This is a genomic window from Micromonospora phaseoli (assembly GCF_900109115.1).
Classification (GTDB): domain Bacteria; phylum Actinomycetota; class Actinomycetes; order Mycobacteriales; family Micromonosporaceae; genus Micromonospora; species Micromonospora phaseoli.
In genome coordinates this window covers 138,632-158,304 of record NZ_FNYV01000004.1, presented here as the reverse complement: position 1 = coordinate 158,304, position 19,673 = coordinate 138,632, and the positions used below count along the sequence as shown (strand labels likewise).

General features: G+C 74.3%; 9 protein-coding genes. 5 read left to right on the top strand and 4 right to left on the bottom strand.

From position 1 onward, the window contains the following. Window positions 1-114 precede the first annotated feature (114 nt). Genes BMY89_RS12220 through BMY89_RS12200 form a run of 5 tightly spaced genes read left to right on the top strand, consistent with a single transcriptional unit; the run spans window position 115 to window position 14,831 of the window. Window positions 115-6,594 carry a non-ribosomal peptide synthetase gene (locus BMY89_RS12220; RefSeq protein ID WP_175510356.1) on the top strand — a complete coding sequence of 2,160 codons (6,480 nt, stop codon included), beginning with the start codon at window positions 115-117 and terminating at the stop codon, window positions 6,592-6,594. Then, window positions 6,591-11,795: a non-ribosomal peptide synthetase gene (locus BMY89_RS12215; RefSeq protein ID WP_092379694.1), complete on the top strand. Its 5,205-nt coding sequence runs from the start codon at window positions 6,591-6,593 to the stop codon at window positions 11,793-11,795. The genes BMY89_RS12220 and BMY89_RS12215 overlap by 4 nt, the downstream gene beginning before the upstream one ends. Next, complete coding sequence (locus BMY89_RS12210) at window positions 11,792-12,889, top strand: saccharopine dehydrogenase family protein (RefSeq protein WP_092379692.1); 1,098 nt, start codon at window positions 11,792-11,794, stop codon at window positions 12,887-12,889. Before BMY89_RS12215 ends, BMY89_RS12210 begins: the two co-directional genes overlap by 4 nt. Further along, on the top strand, window positions 12,886-14,079 hold the full coding sequence (locus BMY89_RS12205) for a Gfo/Idh/MocA family oxidoreductase (RefSeq protein WP_092379689.1): 1,194 nt from the start codon (window positions 12,886-12,888) through the stop codon (window positions 14,077-14,079). The genes BMY89_RS12210 and BMY89_RS12205 overlap by 4 nt, the downstream gene beginning before the upstream one ends. Then, window positions 14,076-14,831 (top strand): thioesterase II family protein, encoded by a 756-nt coding sequence (locus tag BMY89_RS12200; protein WP_092379686.1) that lies wholly within the window; start codon window positions 14,076-14,078, stop codon window positions 14,829-14,831. Before BMY89_RS12205 ends, BMY89_RS12200 begins: the two co-directional genes overlap by 4 nt. Here BMY89_RS12200 and BMY89_RS12195 read toward each other — a convergent pair. From BMY89_RS12195 to BMY89_RS12180, 4 genes are read right to left on the bottom strand one after another with little or no spacing between them, the layout of a single operon-like run. Further along, entirely contained in the window at window positions 14,806-16,389 is a 1,584-nt protein-coding gene (locus BMY89_RS12195) for an AMP-binding protein (RefSeq protein ID WP_092379682.1), read from the bottom strand. The two genes, BMY89_RS12200 and BMY89_RS12195, sit on opposite strands and share 26 nt — an antisense overlap. After that, window positions 16,386-17,411 (bottom strand): methyltransferase, encoded by a 1,026-nt coding sequence (locus BMY89_RS12190; protein ID WP_092379679.1) that lies wholly within the window; start codon window positions 17,409-17,411, stop codon window positions 16,386-16,388. Before BMY89_RS12190 ends, BMY89_RS12195 begins: the two co-directional genes overlap by 4 nt. 25 nt (window positions 17,412-17,436) lie before the next feature. Then, window positions 17,437-18,510: an acyl-CoA dehydrogenase family protein gene (locus BMY89_RS12185; protein WP_092379674.1), complete on the bottom strand. Its 1,074-nt coding sequence runs from the start codon at window positions 18,508-18,510 to the stop codon at window positions 17,437-17,439. Between the two features lie 25 nt (window positions 18,511-18,535). After that, window positions 18,536-19,672, bottom strand: a complete 1,137-nt coding sequence (locus BMY89_RS12180; protein ID WP_092379671.1) for an acyl-CoA dehydrogenase family protein — start codon at window positions 19,670-19,672, stop codon at window positions 18,536-18,538. Between the last annotated feature and the right edge of the window lies 1 nt (window position 19,673).

Genomic DNA, 19,673 nt, shown 5'->3' with positions numbered 1-19,673 from the left:
CCTTGGCGTCGGCACAGACCCGTCGTGTGGTAGCGACGCGAGAGCTCCGTCGGACAGGGGAGACCCAGATTGGGCGTTGAGGCCGAACACACGCGACCCTTCACCCGGGACGGCATGCGCGACGACATCGCGGCGGTCCTCGGCGAACCACCCGGCACCGTCGCGGACGACGCCGACCTCCTCCAACTCGGTCTCGACTCGATCGGCGTGATGCGGCTGGTCGGCCGCTGGCACCAGCGGGGCGTGACGGTGAGCTTCGCGGAGCTGATCGAGGGCCGCACCCTCGACGACTGGTGGCAGCTGGTGGTCGACCGGGTGCCCCGCGGGGCGGCGGCGGTGGACGAACCAACCCTGGCCGTCGTCGACGGCACCGAACCGTTCGACCTGGCACCCATGCAGCACGCGTACTGGGTCGGCCGGGGTGACGGCCAGGCCCTCGGAGGCGTCGGCGCCCACTTCTACAACGAGTTCGACGGCACCGCGGTGGACCCGGCCCGACTGGAGGCCGCCGTCCGTGCGCTGTTGCGCCGGCACGGGATGCTGCGCGCCCGCTTCGACGACGACGGCCGGCAGCAGATCCTGGCCGACAGCCCCTGGCCCGGCCTCACCGTGCACGACCTGCGCGACGACGATCCGGAGACGGCCGAACGGACGCTGCTGCGGCTGCGCGACCAACTGTCGCACCGGCGGCTGGACGTGTCCCGGGGCGAGGTCTTCGACGTGCAGCTGTCGCTGCTGCCCGGCGGCGGCACCCGCGCTCACGTACACATCGAGATGCTGGTGGCCGACGCACACAGCTTCCGCATCCTGATGTCGGAGCTGGCCCGGCACTACCGGAACCCCGGCGTCGAGTTGCCTCCGATCGGGTTGGACTACCCGACCTACCTGGCGACCCTGCGCACCCGGCGCGACGACGAGCGCGAGGCCGACCGGGCCTACTGGCAGGCGCGGCTGCCCGAGCTGCCCGGCCCGCCGGAGCTGCCACTGGCGGTCGACCCGCAGCAGGTCAGCGGCCAGCGGGTGGTCCGGCACCACCACTGGGTTCCCGCCGGGCAGGTCGAGCGGTTGACCCGGCGGGCCCGGTCGCACGGACTGACCCTGCCGGTGCTGTTCCTGGCCGCCTTCGGGCAGGTGCTCGGCCGCTGGAGCGCCACCGGGCGCTTCCTGCTGAACCTGCCCCTCTACGACCGCCAGCCGGTCCATCCCGACGTCGCGCACCTGGTCGGTGACTTCACCAACCTGCTGCTGCTGGAGGTCGACACCGGCACCGAGCGCGACTTCGTGGAGTTCGCCCGGACGGTGCAGGAGCGCCTGCGCGCCGACGCCGCCCACCCCGGCTACACCGGAGTGGACGTGCTGCGTGACGTGACCCGCCAGCGTGGCGGCACACCGGTCGGCGCTCCGGTGGTGTTCACCAGCGCGCTCAGCCTGGGCGAGCTGTTCGACGCCGAGGTGCGCGACAGCTTCGGCACACCCGGCTGGACGATGTCGCAGACCCCGCAGGTGTGGCTGGACGTCCAGGTCACCGAGCGTGAACACGGCCTGTTCGTCAACTGGGACTGCGTCGAGGAACTCTTCCCGCCCGGCCTGGTCGCGCAGATGTTCGAGGCGTACCTCACGGTTCTCGATTGGCTGCTGGACGACGACGCGGACTGGACCGCGAGCCCGCCGGAGCTGCTGCCGCAGCCGACCCGGCAGATCCGGGCGACGGCCAACGACACCGCCCGTCCGGTCCGCCGTCGCCGGCTGCACGAGGACTTCTTCGCCCTGGCCCGCACCGAGCCGGACCGCCCGGCGCTGCTCTGGGGGGCCGACGGGCGACTCAGCTACGGCGAACTCGCCGACCGGGCCGACCGGCTCGCCGGCGCACTGGTCGCGGGCGGGGTACGCCGGGGCGACGCGGTCGCGGTCACCGTCGAGAAGGGTCCCGAACAGGTCGTCGCCGTACTGGGCGTGCTGCGGGCCGGCGGGGTGTACGTCCCCGTCGGGGTCGACCAGCCGGCCGCCCGGCGGGCCCGGATCCACGCGGTGGCCGGGGTGCGGCACGTGGTGGTCGGTGACCCGCCTCCCGAGCTACCCACCGGGCTGTGCGTGGTGGACGTGGCGGACCGGTCGTTCCCGCCGGTCACCCCGGTCGACGGTGCCGACGACGAACCGGCCTACCTGCTGTTCACCTCCGGCTCCACCGGCGAGCCGAAAGGGGTGCAGGTGCCGCACCGGGCGGCGGTCAACACCATCGACGACATCGACCGGCGGTTCGGGGTCGGCCCCACCGACCGGGTTCTCGCGGTGTCGGCCCTCGACTTCGACCTGTCGGTGTACGACATCTTCGGTCTGCTCGGTGTCGGCGGCGCGGTGGTCTGCGTCGCCGAGGACGAGCGGCGCGACGCCGGTCGCTGGCGGGAGCTGGTACGCCGGCACCGGGTCAGCGTCTGGCAGTCCGTGCCGGCACTGCTGGACATGCTGCTGAGCGCGGGCGACGACGCGGACCTGCCGCTGCGGCTGGCGCTGCTCGGTGGCGACTGGGTCGGGCTCGACCTGGCCGCCCGGCTGGACGCGCAGGCCACCGGCGCGACGCTGGTGGCGCTGGGCGGCACCACCGAGACCGCGATCCACTCCACCCTGCAGGTGGTGCCGGTGCCGGTGCCCGCCACCTGGCGTTCGGTGCCGTACGGCGTGCCCCTGGCCAACCAGCTCATGCGCGTGGTGGATCCCGCCGGCCGGGACCGGCCGGACTGGGTTCCCGGTGAACTGTGGATCGGCGGGGCATCGGTGGCCGATGGCTACCGCGGTGACCCCGAGCGCACCGCCGCACAGTTCCGCGAGATCGACGGGGTGCGCTGGTACCGCACCGGTGACCTGGCCCGCTACCACCCGCAGGGCGTGGTCGAGTTCCTGGGCCGGGCCGACGCCCAGGTCAAGATCCGGGGGCACCGGATCGAGTTGGGCGAGATCGAGACCGCCCTGGAACGCCACCCGGCGGTCCGCCGGGCCGTGGCGGTGGCCCTCGGTACGCCCCGACGGCTGGCCGCCGCCGTGACCGCCGCGACCGAGGTGGACCCGGAGGCACTACGTGACTGGCTGGCCGGGCAGGTGCCCGGGTACATGGTTCCGGATCAGCTGGTGCTCACCGACCAGCTGCCGTTGTCCGCCAACGCGAAGATCGACCGGCGGGCGGTGGTCGGCCTCGTCCAGGCGGCCCGGCCCGGACCGGAGGAGATCGAGACGCCGGTCGGCGACATCGAGCGCGACGTAGCCCGGATCTGGGCGCAGCTGCTCGACGTGCCGGCGGTGGGCCGGCGGCAGAGCTTCTTCGCCGCCGGCGGGGACAGCCTGGTCGCCACCCGGTCGATGGCGCTGCTCGCCGAGGCCGGACTGGACGGAGCCAACCTGCGGCAACTCTTCGCCACCCCGGTGCTGGCCGACTTCGCCGCCACCCTGCGCCGCGCCGGCCGGGATCGGCCCGCCGCCGCGGTACTGCGCCCGGACCCGGCGAACCGGTACGCGCCGTTCCCCCCTACCGACGTGCAGCGGGCGTACTGGTTGGGGCGCAGCAGCGACTTCGCGCTGGGCGGCGTCGGCTCGCACTGGTACTGGGAGTTCGACGGGACCGACGTCGACCTCGACCGGCTGGAGGACGCCGTCAACCTGCTCGTCGCCCGACACGACATGCTGCGCGCGGTCTTCGACGACAACGGCGACCAGCGGGTGCTGGCCGAGACCGACCGGTTCCGGATCGCGGTACGCGCCGGTGGCGACGAGGCACTGGGCGAGCTGCGCGAGCGGATGTCCCACCGGATCCCCGATCCGGGCCGGTGGCCGCTGCTGGAGATCGGCGCGGTGCGGTACGCGGACGGCCGGGCACGGATCGGCTTCAGCTTCGACTACATCGTGCTCGACGCGCTCAGCATCGTGATCTTCTTCGACGAGCTGACCGCGCTCTACCGGGACCCGGCGGCGGCGCTGCGCCCCGTCGGGGTGACCTTCCGCGACTACCTGCTCGCCGCCCCCGCCGACCCGCAGCTCGTCGCCGCCGACCAGCAGTACTGGCGGGACCGGCTGGACAGCCTGCCCCCCGGTCCACCGCTGCCACTGGCCGTGGACCCGGCCACCGTCATCGCCCCGCGCTTCCACCGTCGGGAGGACCGGCTCGATCCCACGCAGTGGCGTCGGCTGACCGAGCAGGCCCGCCGGCACGGGGTGACCCCGGCCAGCGTCCTGGCCGCCGCCTTCGCCGAGGTGCTCTCGGCGTGGAGCGGACGCGGCGAACTGACCGTCAACTTCACCCTGTTCAACCGGCGCGACGTGCACCCCGACATCAACCACATCCTCGGTGACTTCACCTCGTTGCTGCTGGTCGCGTACCGGGCCGGGGCGGGCGACAGCTGGCTGGACCTGGTCCGGCGTACCCAGGAGCAGGTCTGGGAGGGGATGGCCCACGACTCGGCGTCCGCGCTGTGGGTGCTGCGTGAACTCGCCCGCCGCCAGCAGGGCGGCACGGTGAGCATGCCCGTCGTGTTCACCAGCGCGCTCGGCGTCGCCGGGGGCATGAGCGAGATGTCCTTCCCCTTCGGCGAGCTGGTCTGGGGCATCTCGCAGACCCCGCAGGTGTGGCTCGACAACCAGGTGATGGAGCGCGACGGCGGTCTGGTCTACAACTGGGACTCGGTCGAGGAACTCTTCCCGGCCGGGCTGCTCGACGCGATGTTCGACGCGTACCGCGAGCTGCTGCGTTGGCTGACCACGGCGGACTGGTCCGCCGCCGCGCCACCGCCGCTGTCGGCGGCGCAACGGCGCACCCGTGACGCGGTCAACGACACCGCCGGGCCGCTGCCGCCCGGGCTGCTGCACACCGGCTTCTTCGCCCACGCCGCCGCCACGCCGGACGCACCGGCGGTGATCACCGCCGAGGGCGAGACGGTCGGCTACGGCGACCTCGCCTCCCGGGCGCTGCGCATCGGCGCGGCGCTGAGCGCGCACGGCGTCCACCCCGGTGACGCGGTCGCGGTGACCCTGCCCCGTGGCGTCGACCAGATCGCCGCCGTGCTCGGCGTGCTCGCCGTGGGCGGGCACTACGTGCCGGTCGGTGTCGACCAGCCGGCCGAACGGCGCGACCGCATCTACGCCCGCGCCGGGGCGCGGGTCGTGCTGGCGCGCGCCGATCTGGCCACGGCGCATCCGGTCGTCGCGCCGGACAGCACCGCCGCCCCGCTGCCGGCGCCCGTAGATCTCGACCCGGACCAGCTGGCCTACGTCATCTTCACCTCGGGCTCCACCGGCGAGCCGAAGGGCGTCGAGATCACCCACCGGGCGGCGCTGAACACCGTCGACGACATCACCACCCGTTACGGGGTGGGCCCCGCCGACCGGGTCCTCGCGGTCTCGGCGCTCGACTTCGACCTGTCCGTGTACGACATATTCGGGCTGCTCGGCGCGGGCGGCGCGCTGGTCTGCGTCGCCGACACCGACCGGCGAGAGGCCCGCAGCTGGGCCGCGGCGGCCCGGCGCGGCGGTGTCACCGTCTGGAACTCCGTGCCGGCGCTGCTGGACATGCTGCTGGTCGCGGCCGAGGCCGAGGGACTGCCCGACGGGCTGCGCCTGGTGCTGCTCTCCGGTGACTGGGTCGGGCTGGACCTACCCGGTCGGTTGCGTGACCGGTGCCCGCAGGCCCGGTTCGTGGCTCTCGGCGGCGCCACCGAGGCGGCGATCTGGTCCAACGCCTGCGAGGTCGACGAGGTACCCGCGCACTGGCGGTCGGTGCCCTACGGCCGGCCGCTGCGCAACCAGCGCTACCGGGTGGTCGATCCACGTGGCCGGGACTGTCCCGACTGGGTGCCCGGTGAGCTGTGGATCGGCGGCGTCGGGGTGGCCCGCGGCTACCGGGGGGACCCGGAGACCACCGCCCGACAGTTCGTCACCGTGGACGGACAGCGGTGGTACCGCACCGGCGACCTCGGCCGGTACTGGCCCGACGGCACGCTGGAATTCCTCGGTCGGGTCGACTTCCAGGTCAAGATCCGTGGACACCGGATCGAGCTGGGGGAGATCGAGGCGGCGGCGCAGGCGCACCCGGGGGTGGCCGGGGCCGTCGCGCTCACCGTCGGCGAGGGTGCGCACCGTCGGCTCGCGCTGGCCGTCGTGGCCGACGACGAGCAGGTAGACGACCTGGCGCTGCTCGGCTTCCTGGCACAACGGCTGCCCAGCTACATGGTTCCGGAGCGGGTGGTCGGCGTGGTGGACCTGCCGCTGACCGCCAACGGCAAGGTGGACCGCCGGGCGTTGACCGCCCAGGTGACCGCCGAGCCCGACGAGAGAGCCGACGAGAGCCCGCGCGGGGACAGCGAGAAGCTCGTCGCCGAAATCTGGTCCGAGGTGCTCGACTGCGACCGGATCGGCCGTAACCAGAGCTTCTTCGCCCTCGGCGGGGACAGCCTGCTGGCCACCCGGCTGGTGGAGACGCTGCGGCTGCGCCACGGGATCGAACTGTCGCTGCGGCAGCTGTTCCTGGCGCCGACCGTGGCGCAGTTGGCAGACGTCTTCGACACCCACCGCGGCGCGGTGGATCCCGGTGACTTCGAGGAGGGCATCATATGAGTCAGTCGTCCGCCGGTGACCTGCTCGCCGAGTTGGAGAGCGCGGGGGTGCGGGTCTGGTTGGAGGCCGGCCAGCTGCGCTTTCGCGCACCGCAGGGAGCGATGACGCCGACCCGCCGGGAGGCGCTGCGCGCCCGCCGCGACGAGATCGTCGCCCACCTCGACAACGGTGGCGGCGTCGCCCTGGTACCCGACCCGGCGCATCGGCACGATCCGTTTCCGGTCACCGACGTGCAGGCGGCGTACCTGCTCGGCCGGGGGGAGACGTTCGCCTACGGCGGCGTCGCCTGCCACGGCTACGGCGAGCTGGTCTACCCGGCGCTCGATCCGGATCGGATGACGGCCGCGTGGCGGGCGCTGATCGAGCGGCACGACATGCTCCGCGCGGTGGTGGAGGCCGACGGCGCGCAGCGGGTCCTGCCGCAGGTGCCACCCTTCGAACTACCGGTGATCGACCTGACCGGCCGTCCCGACGCGGTGGTCGAGGCCGGGGTCGGTGCGGTCCGCGCGGAGATGGACCATCTGGTGCACACCCCCGACCGGTGGCCGCTGTTCGCCGCCCGGATCACCCTGGCCGACACCCGGGCCGTGCTGCACGTGTCGATCGACTTCCTGATCGCCGACTTCATCAGCGTCCAGGTGGTGCTCGACGAACTGCACCGGCTCTACCACCGGCCGGACGAGCCGTTGCCGCCGCTGGAGGTCACCTTCCGCGACTACCAACTCGCCGAACGGGCGGTGCGGGACAGCCCTCGCCACGAGCGGGACCGGCAGTGGTGGCTGGCGCGCGTCGACGACCTGCCCGCCGCGCCGGAGCTGCCGACGGTGGCCCGCCCGGCCGACAGCGAGGGGCGGTTCCGCCGCTGGGAGACCCGGCTGTCGTCGCAGGTCTGGGAGGGGCTGCGGCAGCGCGCCGGTCGGCACGGCGTCAGCCCGTCCGGTGCGGTGCTGGCCGCGTACGCCGACACGATCGCCGCGTGGAGCCGCCGAACCCGGTTCACCCTGGACATCACGCTGCTCAACCGGGCGCCGCTGCACGAGCAGGTCAACGCGCTGGTCGGCGACTTCACCTCGGTGGATTTGCTGGCCGTGGACGCCGACCCGACCCGCCGCTTCGACGAGCGGGCCCGGGATCTTCAGGTGCAGCTCTGGGAGGACCTGGACCACCGTACGTTCAGCGGCATCGAGGTGATGCGGGAGATCGCCCGCCGGCAGGGCGCCGAGGCGGCACTGTTCCCGGTGGTGTTCACCAGCGCGATCGGCATCACCTCGGCCGGCGCCGCCGCCGACGGCGCACCGCTCGGGGAGCTGGGTTACGGGATCAGTCAGACCCCGCAGGTCTGGATCGACTGCCAGAACATCGAGCGCGACGGCGGCCTGGTGTCCAACTGGGACGTGCGGGAGGAGGTGTTCCCATCCGGGGTGGTCGACGACATGTTCGCCGCGTACGACGCGCTGCTGCACCGGCTGGCCGCCGACGACGCGGCGTGGACCCGTACCGGGCTCCCGGAGCCGCCGCAGGCGGCGATGGAGCGCCGGGCCGAGGCCAACCGGACGGACTCCGCCCTGCCCGCCGGGATGCTGCACGACCGGGTGGTGCTGCAGGCGTTGAGCACCCCCGACCGGCCGGCGGTCATCGCCGCCGACCGTACGCTCAGCTACAGCGAGCTGCTGGGCCGGGCCGCCGGGGTGGCCGAGGCGCTGACCGCGGCCGGCTGCCGCCGGCAGGAGCTGGTCGCGGTGGTCATGGACCGGGGCTGGGAGCAGGTCGTCGCGGTGCTGGGCGCGCTGCTCGCCGGCTGTGTCTACGTGCCGGTGGACACCTCGTCGCCGGCCGCCCGGCGTCGCGTCATCCTGGACAACGCCGGGGTCCGCTGCGTGCTCACCCAGTCCCGGGTGGACCAGCAGGGCTGGGCCGGGGGGTTGCGGTTGCTCGCCGTCGATCTGCTCGCCGAGGGGGAGCCGCACCCGGTCGAGGGCTCCGGCGACCCGGAGGAGTTGGCGTACGTCATCCACACCTCCGGCTCGACCGGCACGCCCAAGGGCGTGATGATCAGTCACCGGGGCGCGTTGAACACCGTGCTCGACATCAACGACCGCTTCGCCGTCGGTCCCGAGGACCGGGTGCTCGGCCTGTCCAACCTCGGCTTCGACCTGTCGGTCTACGACATCTTCGGCCCGCTGTCCGTCGGCGGCGCGGTGGTCGTGCCCGACCCGGAGCGCCGCGGCGACCCGTCGCACTGGGCCGAGCTGGTCGCCGGGTACGCGGTGACGGTGTGGAACTCCGTGCCCGCCCAACTGCAGATGCTGCACGACTACCTGCTCACCGCCGCCGGGGCACCCCCGGACGGGTTGCGGCTGGCCATGCTCTCCGGCGACTGGATCCCGGTGGCCCTGCCCGAGGCGATCCGGGCCCGGGTACCCGGGCTGCGGGTGGTCAGCCTGGGTGGGGCGACCGAGGCGTCGATCTGGTCGATCTGGTACCCGATCGAGCAGGTCGACCCGCAGTGGCGCAGCATCCCGTACGGTCGCCCGCTGACCAACCAGAGCTTCCACGTGCTCGACGCGGCGCTGCGACCGCGTCCGGACCTGGTCGGCGGTGAGCTGTACATCGGCGGCGCCGGGCTGGCGTTGGGCTACCTCAACGACAGCGAGCGCACCGCCGAGCGGTTCGTCGTGCATCCGGAGTCCGGCGAGGTGCTGTACCGCACCGGTGACCTCGGCCGGTATCTGCCGGACGGCACCATCGAGTTCCTCGGTCGGGAGGACCTTCAGGTCAAGATCCGCGGTTATCGGATCGAGCTGGCCGAGATCGAGGCGGCCCTGGGTGCCCACCCCGGGGTGGCCGGCGCGGTCGTGGTGGTCGACGGGGACACCCCGCTGGAGCGTCGGCTGGCCGCGTTCGTCGAGCCGGCCGGCCGGGCGGTCAGCACGGCGCAGGCGGAGCACGACGCGGTGGTCGCCCGGCAGCTCGGCGACGCCGCGTGCGCCGACGCCGACGCCACGCTCACCGGCGTCGACCGGGACCGCTACCTGGCGTACGCCCACGGGCTGGACGACGTGGCGCTGCCGGCGATGCTCGACGCGTTCCGCGCGGCCGGCCTCTTCGCCAGCGGCGACCAGCGGCACCTGCTGGCCGAGCTGCTCGACACCGCCCGGGTGGCCCCGCGCCACCACCGGTTGGTGCGGCGCTGGCTGCGGGCGCTGACCGGTGCGGGACTGCTCGACCGGGACGACTCCGGCCGGTACGGGTTGACCGCGGCGGGCGCGGCGGCGGACAGCACCACCGGCTGGCGCGGTGTCGAGCAGCTCGCCGACGCCGAGGACCGGGAGCTGCTCGACTACTTCCGGAACAGCACCGCACAGCTGCCCGCCCTGCTGCGCGGCGAGGACGACCCGCTGGCGCTGCTGTTCCCGCAGGGCCGGGTGGACGTCTCGCAGGGGCTCTACGAGCGGACCCTGTTCAACCGGTGGGCCAACGAGGCCGCGGCGACCCTGGTACGCCGGATCGCCGAGCAGCGCATCGAGCCCGGTGCGCTGCGGGTGCTGGAGGTCGGCGCGGGGGCCGGCGGCACCACCGCCGCGGTGCTCGCCGCGCTGGCCGGTCACGAGGTGGACTACCTGGCCACCGACCTTTCCCCGTTCTTCGTCAACGAGCTGCGGACCCGCTTCGGTGAGCGGCCCGGCCTGCGGCTGCAGGCGGTCGACATCGACCGGGACCTCACCGCGCAGGGCCTGGCCCCGAACTCCTTCGACGTGATCGTGGCCGGCGACGTGCTGCACGCCAGCGCCGACATCGGCCGGGCGCTGGAGCGGCTGCGCGAGGTGCTCGCCCCGCAGGGCTGGTTGGTGGCCTGCGAGATGACCCGCGACCACTACCAGATCATGACCTCGCTGGAGCTGCTGGTCCGGGTGGACGAGGCCACCGCCGACTTCACCGACCTGCGTCAGGGCACCGAGCAGGTGTTCCTCGACCGCCGGTCCTGGTTGGCGGTGCTGGGCGCGGCGGGAGCGGCGCAGCCGCTGTGCCTGCCCGAACCGGACGACTTCATCGCCGAGCTGGGCATGTGCGTGCTGGCCGCCCGGTTCAAGACCGACCGGCTGCCGATCTCCCGCGACGACCTCACCGAACACCTGGCCCTGCGGCTGCCGCAGTACATGGTCCCGGCGGTGGTGCAGGTCGTGGACGCCTTCCCGCTCAACGCCAACGGCAAGGTCGACCGGGCGGCGCTGCGGCGCCGGCTGCCCCGCCGGGGAGCGACGGCGTCCGCCGCGTCACCCGCGGCCGGCAGTGATCTGGAACGGCGGATCGCGGCGGTGTGGGCGCAGGCGCTGCGGGTGCCCCGGGTGGGTCGGGACGAGAACCTCTTCGAACTCGGCGGTGACTCCCTGGTCGCGGCCCAGATCACCGGCCGGATCCTGGAGGAGATCCCGCAGGCGGCCGGGCTCTTCTTCGACCAGTTGCTGCGTCAGGTGCTGGAGCAGCCCACGGTCGCCGCGCTCGCCGCGCACGTCGAGGCGGAGTCGGCCGCGCCGGTCGTGGCGTCGCCGGTCGGTGCGGCCACACCGGCCACCACCGGTGGGCTGTCCGTGCTGCACGAGGGAGTCCCCGGTACCCCGTGGGTGCTGGTGTCGGGCTGCGCCGCCACGGTCGACGGGTACGCGGCGCTGGTGCCGGCGCTCGCGGTGAACGGTCCCGTGCTGGGGCTGGCCACGGACGCGACCGACGACCTGCCCCGGGTCGCCGCCGAGCAGGCCCGGCTGATCACCGCCGCCGGTCACCCGGCGGTCCGGCTGGTCGGGCACGGCCTCGGCGCGACCCTCGCCCTTGAGGTGGCCCGCTCGCTGACCGAGGCCGGTGGGCAGGTCGACGCCCTGGTGCTGGTGTCGCCGTGGCGGCCGGCGAGCGCCGATGACGCCGCTGCCGCGTACCGGGTGGAGACCGGCGGCGGGGAACCCGACGAGGGCTTCGGCGCGCGGCTGTCCGCGACGGTCCGGCACGAGCCGACCCTGTACGCCGGTGACCTCACCGTGCTGCGGCCCACCGGCGAGGTGCCCTACGACGAGCAGGCGCTGGAGTTCTGGGCCGACCTGTGCCTGGGTGACGTCCGCACCGTCGACGTCGCCGGGGACCACCGCACGGTGCTGGGGGCAGCGGGCGGCGCGGCGTTGGCGGCGCTCGACCCGGAGCCGGCCCGGTGACGGTCGTCGCCGTGCTCGGTGCGTCCGGCGCGGTCGGTCGGGTAGCCCTGGATCTGCTGCGATCCTGGGGCGTCGGTCCGCTGCGGGCCGGCGCGCGACGTCGGCCGCAGATCGACGGGGTCGACGGGGTGGCCGTCGACGCCCACGATCCGGCGGGCCTGGCCCGGTTCTGCGCCGGCGCCCGGGTGGTGCTCAACTGCGCCGGCCCGGCCGTCGACCTGGCCGACCGGGTGGCCCGGGCGTGCGACGCGGCCGACGCCGACTACGTGGACGCGGCCGGCGACGACGCGCTGTACGCCTCGGTCGTGGCGGCCATCGGCGGTGGCTCGCGGGTCGCGGTGGTGTCGGCGGGGATGATGCCGGGGCTGTCCGGGCTGCTGCCCCGGCTGCTCGCCGCGCACCTGCCCGACGGCGAGCGGCTGACCGGGTACGTCGGCGGGCGGGACCGGTTCACCCTGACCGCGGCCGTCGACTACGTCGCGGCCGACGAGAGTTTCGGCTGGCCCGCCGCCGCCTGGCGGGACGGTCGGGTGGTGCAGCGCGCGCTGAGCCCGGTCGACGAGGTGGCCGTGCCGTCGTTTCCCGAGCCGGTCACCGCCCAGCCCTACCTGGGCACGGAGACCGCCCGGGTCGCCGCCGCGTTGGGGCTGCGCCGGGTCGACTGGTACTCGGTCTTCGCCGGCGAGCGGGTGCTGACCGCGCTGCGCGCCGCACCCCGGCCCGAGGACGCGGGCCCGCGCCAGACCGGCGACGCGGATCTGCGTCAGGCCGGCGAGCGGCTGCGCCGGGCCGCGGAGCTGGACCTGTTCGGGCAGCGGCCGTACCAGAATCTGGTGGTCACCCTGGCGGGGTCGCGCGGCGAGCGCACCGCCGTGGTGCACGGCACCGGGGCCAGCGATCTCACCGGCACGGTGGCCGCGTTGACCGTCCGGGCCGTGCTGGCCGGCGCGGTGCCGCCGGGCGTCTGGCACGCCGCCGAGGTGCTCGACCCGGTCGCCACCTTCACCGAGCTGGCGGCGGCACCGGGGGTGCTGCTCGCCTCCGTGGTGGCGGACGTCGCCGCCGTCGACCGCTACGAGGAGGACGTGATTTGAACCGACCCACCCGGGTGGTCGTCTGCGGCACCCGCTTCGGCCAGGTCTACCTGGAGTCCTTCCGCAACGCGGACCCGAGCTTCCAGCTCGCCGGCGTCCTCGCCGGCGGCAGCGACCGCTCCCGAGCCTGCGCCGCGCACTACGGGGTGCAGCTGTATACGGCCGTCGAGCAGTTGCCCGACGACATCGACGTCGCCTGCGTCGTCATCCGTGGCGGTCTGCTCGGTGGCCGGGGCTCCGAGCTGGCGATGGAGCTGATGGCGCGCGGCGTGCACGTGTTGCAGGAGCACCCGCTGCACCACGACGAGCTGGCCCGCTGCCTGCGGCAGGCCCGCCGGCACAAGGTGGTGTACCAGCTCAACCCGTTCTACCGGCACATCACGCCGGTACGCCGGTTCCTCGGCGCGGCCGGCGAGCTGCTGCGCCGCCAGCCACCGCGCTACCTCGACGTGGCCTGCGGATTCCAGCTGGCGTACTCGCTGCTGGACCTGCTCGGCCAGGCCCTCGGCGGCCTCCGGCCGTGGCGGTTCACCGAGCTGCCGGCGCTGCCCACGTCGGTCACCACGGCGACCGGCCTGGATTTGCCGTTCCGCAGTCTGGACGGAGTACTGGCCGGGGTGCCGGTCACGCTGCGGGTGCAGAACCAGATGGACCCGGCCGACCCCGACAACTACGCCCACCTGATGCACCGGATCACCATCGGCACCGAGGCCGGCAACCTCACCCTGGTCGGCACGCACGGCCCGACGGTCTGGACCGCCCGGCCCGACTTCCCCCGGGAGGTCGCCGGGATCGGCGCCGACCCGCACTTCGCCGCCAGCCGCGACACCAGCATCCCCAGCGCGGTCACCCTCGGACCGGCCGAGGTCCCGCACTACGACACCGTCTTCGGCACCACCTGGCCGCAGGGGGTCCGCCGGGCCCTGTGGACCCTGCGGGACACCGTGGAGCGGGGCGAGGACCCGCTGCGGCAGGGCCAGTACCACCTGACGTTGTGCCAGCTCTGGCAGGAGCTGACGCTGATCCTCGGTCCGCCGGAGCTGGTCAGCGCCGAGCCGCCCCGGATGCTGGCGGCCGACGACCTGGCGGCCCTGGCGGCGGCCGGTGAGGCCGCGGCGACCGACATCACCGCGCTGCCGCCGAACCCACCGCAACCGGTGGTGAGCGGCGGCGTGGGGGTGGCCGGGTGAACGGAGTCGACACCACCGCCCGCCGGTGGCTGCGCTGCTACCGCCCCCGGCCGGCGGCCACGGTACGGCTGGTCTGCTTTCCGCACGCCACCGGCAGCGCGCCGTTCTACCGCAGCTGGGCGCGGGAACTGCCAGACGGCGTCGAGCTGCTGGCGGTGCAGTACCCGGGCCGGCTGGACCGCATCGGCGAACCGCCGCTGACCGCCATGGCCCTGCTCGCCGACATGATCACCGAGGTGCTCGCCCCCCGGCGGGACCTCCCGGTCGCCCTGTTCGGCCACAGCATGGGTGCCGCGGTCGCGTACGAGGTGGCCCGCCGGTTGGAGCGGCGGCAGGGCGGGCCGCTGGCGCACCTGTTCGTCTCGGGTCGTCCGGCGCCGTGCCACCACCGGCCGGGCATCAAGCACCTCGGCCCCGACGACGTCCTCTGGGCGGAGCTGCGCAGGCTGGGCGGCACCGATCCGGCGGCGTTGGACAATCCGCAGCTGCGGGCGGCGGTGCTGCCGACGCTGCGGGCGGACTACCAGCTGATCGAGAGCTACCGGCCGGTGGCGGGCGATCAGCTGGTCACGCCGATCTCCGCGCTGGTCGGTGACGTGGACACCGAGGCGGCGGTGGACGAGGTGGCCGCCTGGGCGGGGTACACCCGGGCGGCGTTCGACCTCACCGTATTCGACGGCGACCACTTCTACCTGGTGCCGCACCGGACGAAGGTGCTGGCCGGCGTCATCCGGAGCCTCGGCCTGCCGTGACGTCGGTCGGCGCCGCAGCGGCGAGGTGCCGGCGCCACAGCAGGCGACGCTTCGGCTTGCCGCTGGTGGTGCGGGGTACGGTGCCCGCCGGTACCGGCACGACGTGCACCGTCGCCTCCGGCACCAGCGGTCTCACCAGGGCGGGGATCCGGGGCAGCCACTCCGGGCGGGGATGTTCCAGGTGGACCACCACAGTCGGGTGGCCGGACCGCAGGCCGAGCACGGTGGCCAGCCGGCCGGGCGGTGCGCCCAGGGCCGCGCCGAGCATCGCGTCGAGGTCCTCGGCGAAGACCGTCCGGCCGTGCACCTTCAGGCTGTCGCCGAGACGGCCCAGCACGAACAGTTCGCCGTCGCGCACAAAACCGGCGTCGCCGGTACGGACCCTGCCGTCGTCGAACACCGGTCCGCCGGCGTAGCCGTCGGTCACCCCGGCCCCGCTGACCAGGATCTCCCCGACCACGCCGTCGTCGACCGGCCGGGCGTCGTCGCCGACGACCGTCACCCCGGTGCCGGCCAGCGGATGGCCGCAACCGACCACCGGCACGCCGTCCGGCCCGGGCGCCTGTCGCCATCCGGTGCCGAGCGGCAGCCCACTGACCGCCAGCGTCGCCTCCGCCAGCCCGTACGCGGGCAGCAGCGCCTCCCGGCGCAGCCCGTACGGAGCGAGCAGCCCGGCGAAATCCGCCAGGGTGGAGGGCTGGATCCGCTCGGCGCCGACGATGACCGCCCGCCACCGGCGGAAGTCCAGCCCGGCCAGCTGCTCGGCGCGGACCCGGCGCACCACGTGCGCCAGGCCGAAGCCGGGCATCGCGGTCAGCCGGGCGCCGTGCCGGCCGAAGCACTCCAGGAAGCGGGTGGGTCGGCGGACGAACTCCGCCGGGGAGAGCAGCCACAGGTCGGCGCCGGTGACGATGGGCGCCAGCAGGCAACCCACCAGACCCATGTCGTGGTGCACCGGCAGCCAGGACGCGGTGGGGTCGTCCGGCGTCATCGCCAGCCAGTCCCGGATGGCCGCGACGTTGGCCTCCAACGCCGGGTAGGGCACCCGTACCCCGCGCACCGTACCGGTGGTGCCCGAGGTGAACTGCAGCAGCGCCAGCCGGGCCGGTACCGCCGCCTCGGCGCCTCGCGGTTGCTCACCGGGCAGCTCCGCGACGTCGACGGTGGGCACCCCGGCGCGGGCCGCCGCGTGGGCGAGCGTCGGGGTGGGCGCGCCGTCGACCACGACCAGCCGGGGCCGCATCGCCGCCAGGGCGGCGGCCAGATGTTCGGCGTACCGGTCGGGGTCGCCGAAGGTGGCGGCCGGCGCGAGCGGCGATGCCGTCGCGCCGGCCAGCAGCGTGCCGAACAGGGTGCCGACGAACCCCGGGCCGGTGGGCAGCACGATCCCCACCACGTCGCCGGGGCGTACCCCCCGCGCGGCGAGGCCGGCGGCATGCACCCGGGCCAGCCGGGCCAGCCGGGCGTACGGCCACCGCTGCCAACCGCCGTCCGGACGGGAGAACCGGATGCCCCGGTCGGCGCGCGGGTCGTCCAGCCAGGACAGCAGCCCGGTCATGCCGGGCGGGCCTCGATCACCGGGAACATCGGTGTCGGGGTCGCCTCGACCAGCTCCAGTCCGGCCCCGGCCAGCAGGGCCCGTTGTTCGTCGAGGCTGCGCGCGCCGCCCGCGCTGAGCGTCAGCATCAGCATGTCCATCCGGCGGGCCAGCGGTGTGCTGTCGGCCTCGGACTGCCGCCCGGCCTCGAGGATGAAGACCCGGCCCTGCGGGGACATGGCGGTCCGGATGCGCCGCAGTACGCCGGTCGCCTCCTCGTCGCTCCAGCTGTAGAGGATCCGCTTGAGCACGTACGCGTCGCCGCCGGTGGGGATGTCGTCGGTGAGGAAGCTGCCCGGCACCACCCGGGCCCGGTCGGCGACGCCGGCTGCGGCGAACGTCTCCGGCGCGTTCGCCACCACACCGGGCAGGTCGAACAGCACCCCCCGCATCCGGGGAAAGCGGGCCAGCAGGTCGCCGAGGAACCGGCCGTTGCCGCCGCCGACGTCCACCACCGTGCCGAAGCGCGACCAGTCCGAGGCGCGCAGGATCGCCATCAGCTCCATGCCGGTGACGCCGCTCATCACCTTGTCGAAGGCTTCCCCGTCGCCGGGGTGCTGACCGAAGTGGTCCCACATGCCGACGCCGTGCACCGCGTCGAACGCGCCCTCGCCGGTCCGCAGGGTGTGGTCCAGTCCTTCCATGGCCCGGGTGCACACCACGGGGGAGAGGAAGATGTCCCGGGCCGAGTACGGGTGGTCGGTGCGCAGCAGGTCGGCCATCGGGGTGAGGCCGAACTCGCCCGGCGTGACCTCCGCGAACAGGTCCCGGGTGGCCAGGTACCGCAACGCCTTGGTCAGCGACGGTTCGTGGGCGGCACAGACCCGGGCCAGTTCGGCGGCGGGCAACGGCCCGTCGGCGAGCCGGTCGGCCACCCGCAGCAGGCAGACCGCCCGGATCGTGTACGGCAGCAGGTAGTCACCCACCTCCATCAGCCGCAGGATTGCCGGTACGTCGATCCCGGGACGTCGTCTCGTCAGCATCGCTGCTCCTTGTCAACTGGGTCGGTCAGGCGGTCGGCCGGGCCGGCTCCGGCCGACCGGCCAGCAGGTGGTCGGCGAGGGTGGCGAGGTGACCGCCGGTGGGTGTGTCGAAGCTGTCCAGCCAGAGCGCCCGCCGGTACCACCAGTGCAGGGGGTACTCCCAGGTCGCGCCGAGCCCGCCGGTGACCTGCAGGGCGTCCTCGCAGGCCCGCACGGCCGCCTGCCGGCCGGCAACCACGGCCTCGGCGTGCGCGTGGGCGACCTCGGCCGGCTCGGTGTCGTCGGCGCCGGCGAGCCAGCAGGCCCGCAACGCCAGCGAGGTGGCCAGTTCTAGCGTCACGTAGCTGTCGGCCAGCCGGTGCGCCACCGCCTGGTACGCCCCGATCGGCCGGCCGAACTGCACCCGGTCACCGGCGTGCCGGCGGGCCAGCTCCAGGGCCCGCCGGGCCACCCCCACGGCCTCGCAGGCCAGCAGGGTGCCGGCGTGCCGGCGGGCCTGCGCCAGTATCCGGCCGGCGGAGTCCGGGGCGACCAGCAGCTCGCCCGGGGTGTCGGCGAAGCGCAGCCGGGCGGCGCCGCGCAGCCGATCCAGGGTGGGTTGGGGTTCGACGGTGAGTCCGTCGGCCGGCGAGGCCACCGCGAACAGCGCGAGCCCGGCGTCGGTGCCGGCGGCGACCACCAGGGCGGTGGCCGACGTCGCGTCGGTGACCAGGGCGCGCAGGCCGGTCAGCCGCCAGCGTCCGCCCTGCCGGACGGCGTGGCAGCCGCCGCCGGCCGGATCGTCCTGCCAGGCGACGGTGAGCGGGTCGGGGGTGAGTTCCCGTCCCGCCGCCCGGTGGATCGGGTGGGCCAGGCCGACCGTGCTCCACCAGGGCGTGGCGGCCAGGGCGTAGCCGCCCTCCTGGGCCAGCAGCCCCTTCTCCACCATGCCCAGGTCCGGGTCGCACCAGCCCTGCCGGCGCAGGTGCGGCCAGGTGTCGGGATCGACGCCATCGGCGTCGGCGAGCGCGGCCACCCGCTCGACCGGGTACCGGTCGGCGAGCAGTCGGGCGGCGGCGGCCGACAGGTCGCGTTCCTCGTCGGTGAGGGCGAAGTCCATGATGTTCCTCTCCGGCCGCAACGGCTCACCTGGTCCGGGGCAGGCCGAGGACGCGTTCGGCGATGATGCCGCGCAGGATCTCCGAGGTGCCGCCCTCGATCGAGTTGGCCCGACTACGTAGTCTCAGGTGCTGCCAGTGGCCGGCCGCGTGGCTGTCCGGACCGTGCAGGACCGCCGCCGGGCCGAGCAGACGCAGCGCGAACGCGGCCAGCCGCTGGTTGGTGATCGACCAGTGCAGCTTGAGAATGGAGCTCTCCGGTCCCGGCTTGCCGGTGCGGGCCAGCGCGGCCATCGTCCGATGGCCGGTCCAGCGCAACCCCTGCAACTGCACGTGCAGCTCGGCCACCTCGGCGCGGACCGCCGGGTCGTCGGCCAGCCCGAGGTCGTGCACCGTACGCAGCAGCCGGTCGAACTCGACGGCCAGCCGTGCCGTGAGGGTGATGCCGAAGGTGCCCCGTTCGTGGGCGAGGGTGGTCATCGCGATCCGCCAGCCCTCGCCGACCGGCCCGAGCACACAGTCGCGGGGGACCGGCACGTCGGTGAGCACGATCTGGTTGAAGTCGCTGTCGCCGGTGGCCTGTCGCAGCGGCAGCACCCGTACGCCGGGGCTGCGCATGTCCACCAGCAGGCAGGTCAGTCCCGTGTGGGCGGTGGAGCCGGGCTGGGTGCGGGCCAGCAGCAGGCACCAGTCGGCCTGGTGCGCGTACGAGGACCAGACCTTCTCCCCGGTGACCCGCCACCCGCCGGCGGTGGCGGTCGCCCGGGTACGGACGGCGGCCAGGTCGCTGCCGGCGTCGGGCTCGGAGAAGCCCTGGCAGAAGACGTACTCGCCGGAGAGGATCGGTTCCAGGAAGCGTTTCTGCTGTTCGGGTGTGCCGTGCGAGACGATGGTCGGTCCGACCATGCCCAGGCCGATCACGTTGACGCCCTCGGGTGCCTCGGCCAGCGCGCTCTCCTCGGCGTAGATGCCCTGGTAGGTCGGCGGCAGCCCACGTCCGCCGTAGGCGGCCGGCCAGGTCAGTCCGGTGTAGCCGGCCGCGTGCAACGCCTTGGTCCACCCGCCCGGTGCGCCCGCGTCCCGGTGCCGGGGCACGTGCTCGGCCAGCCAGGCGCGCAGTCCGGCGCGGAACGCGGCCTCCTCGGGGGTGTCGCGCAGCCGCACC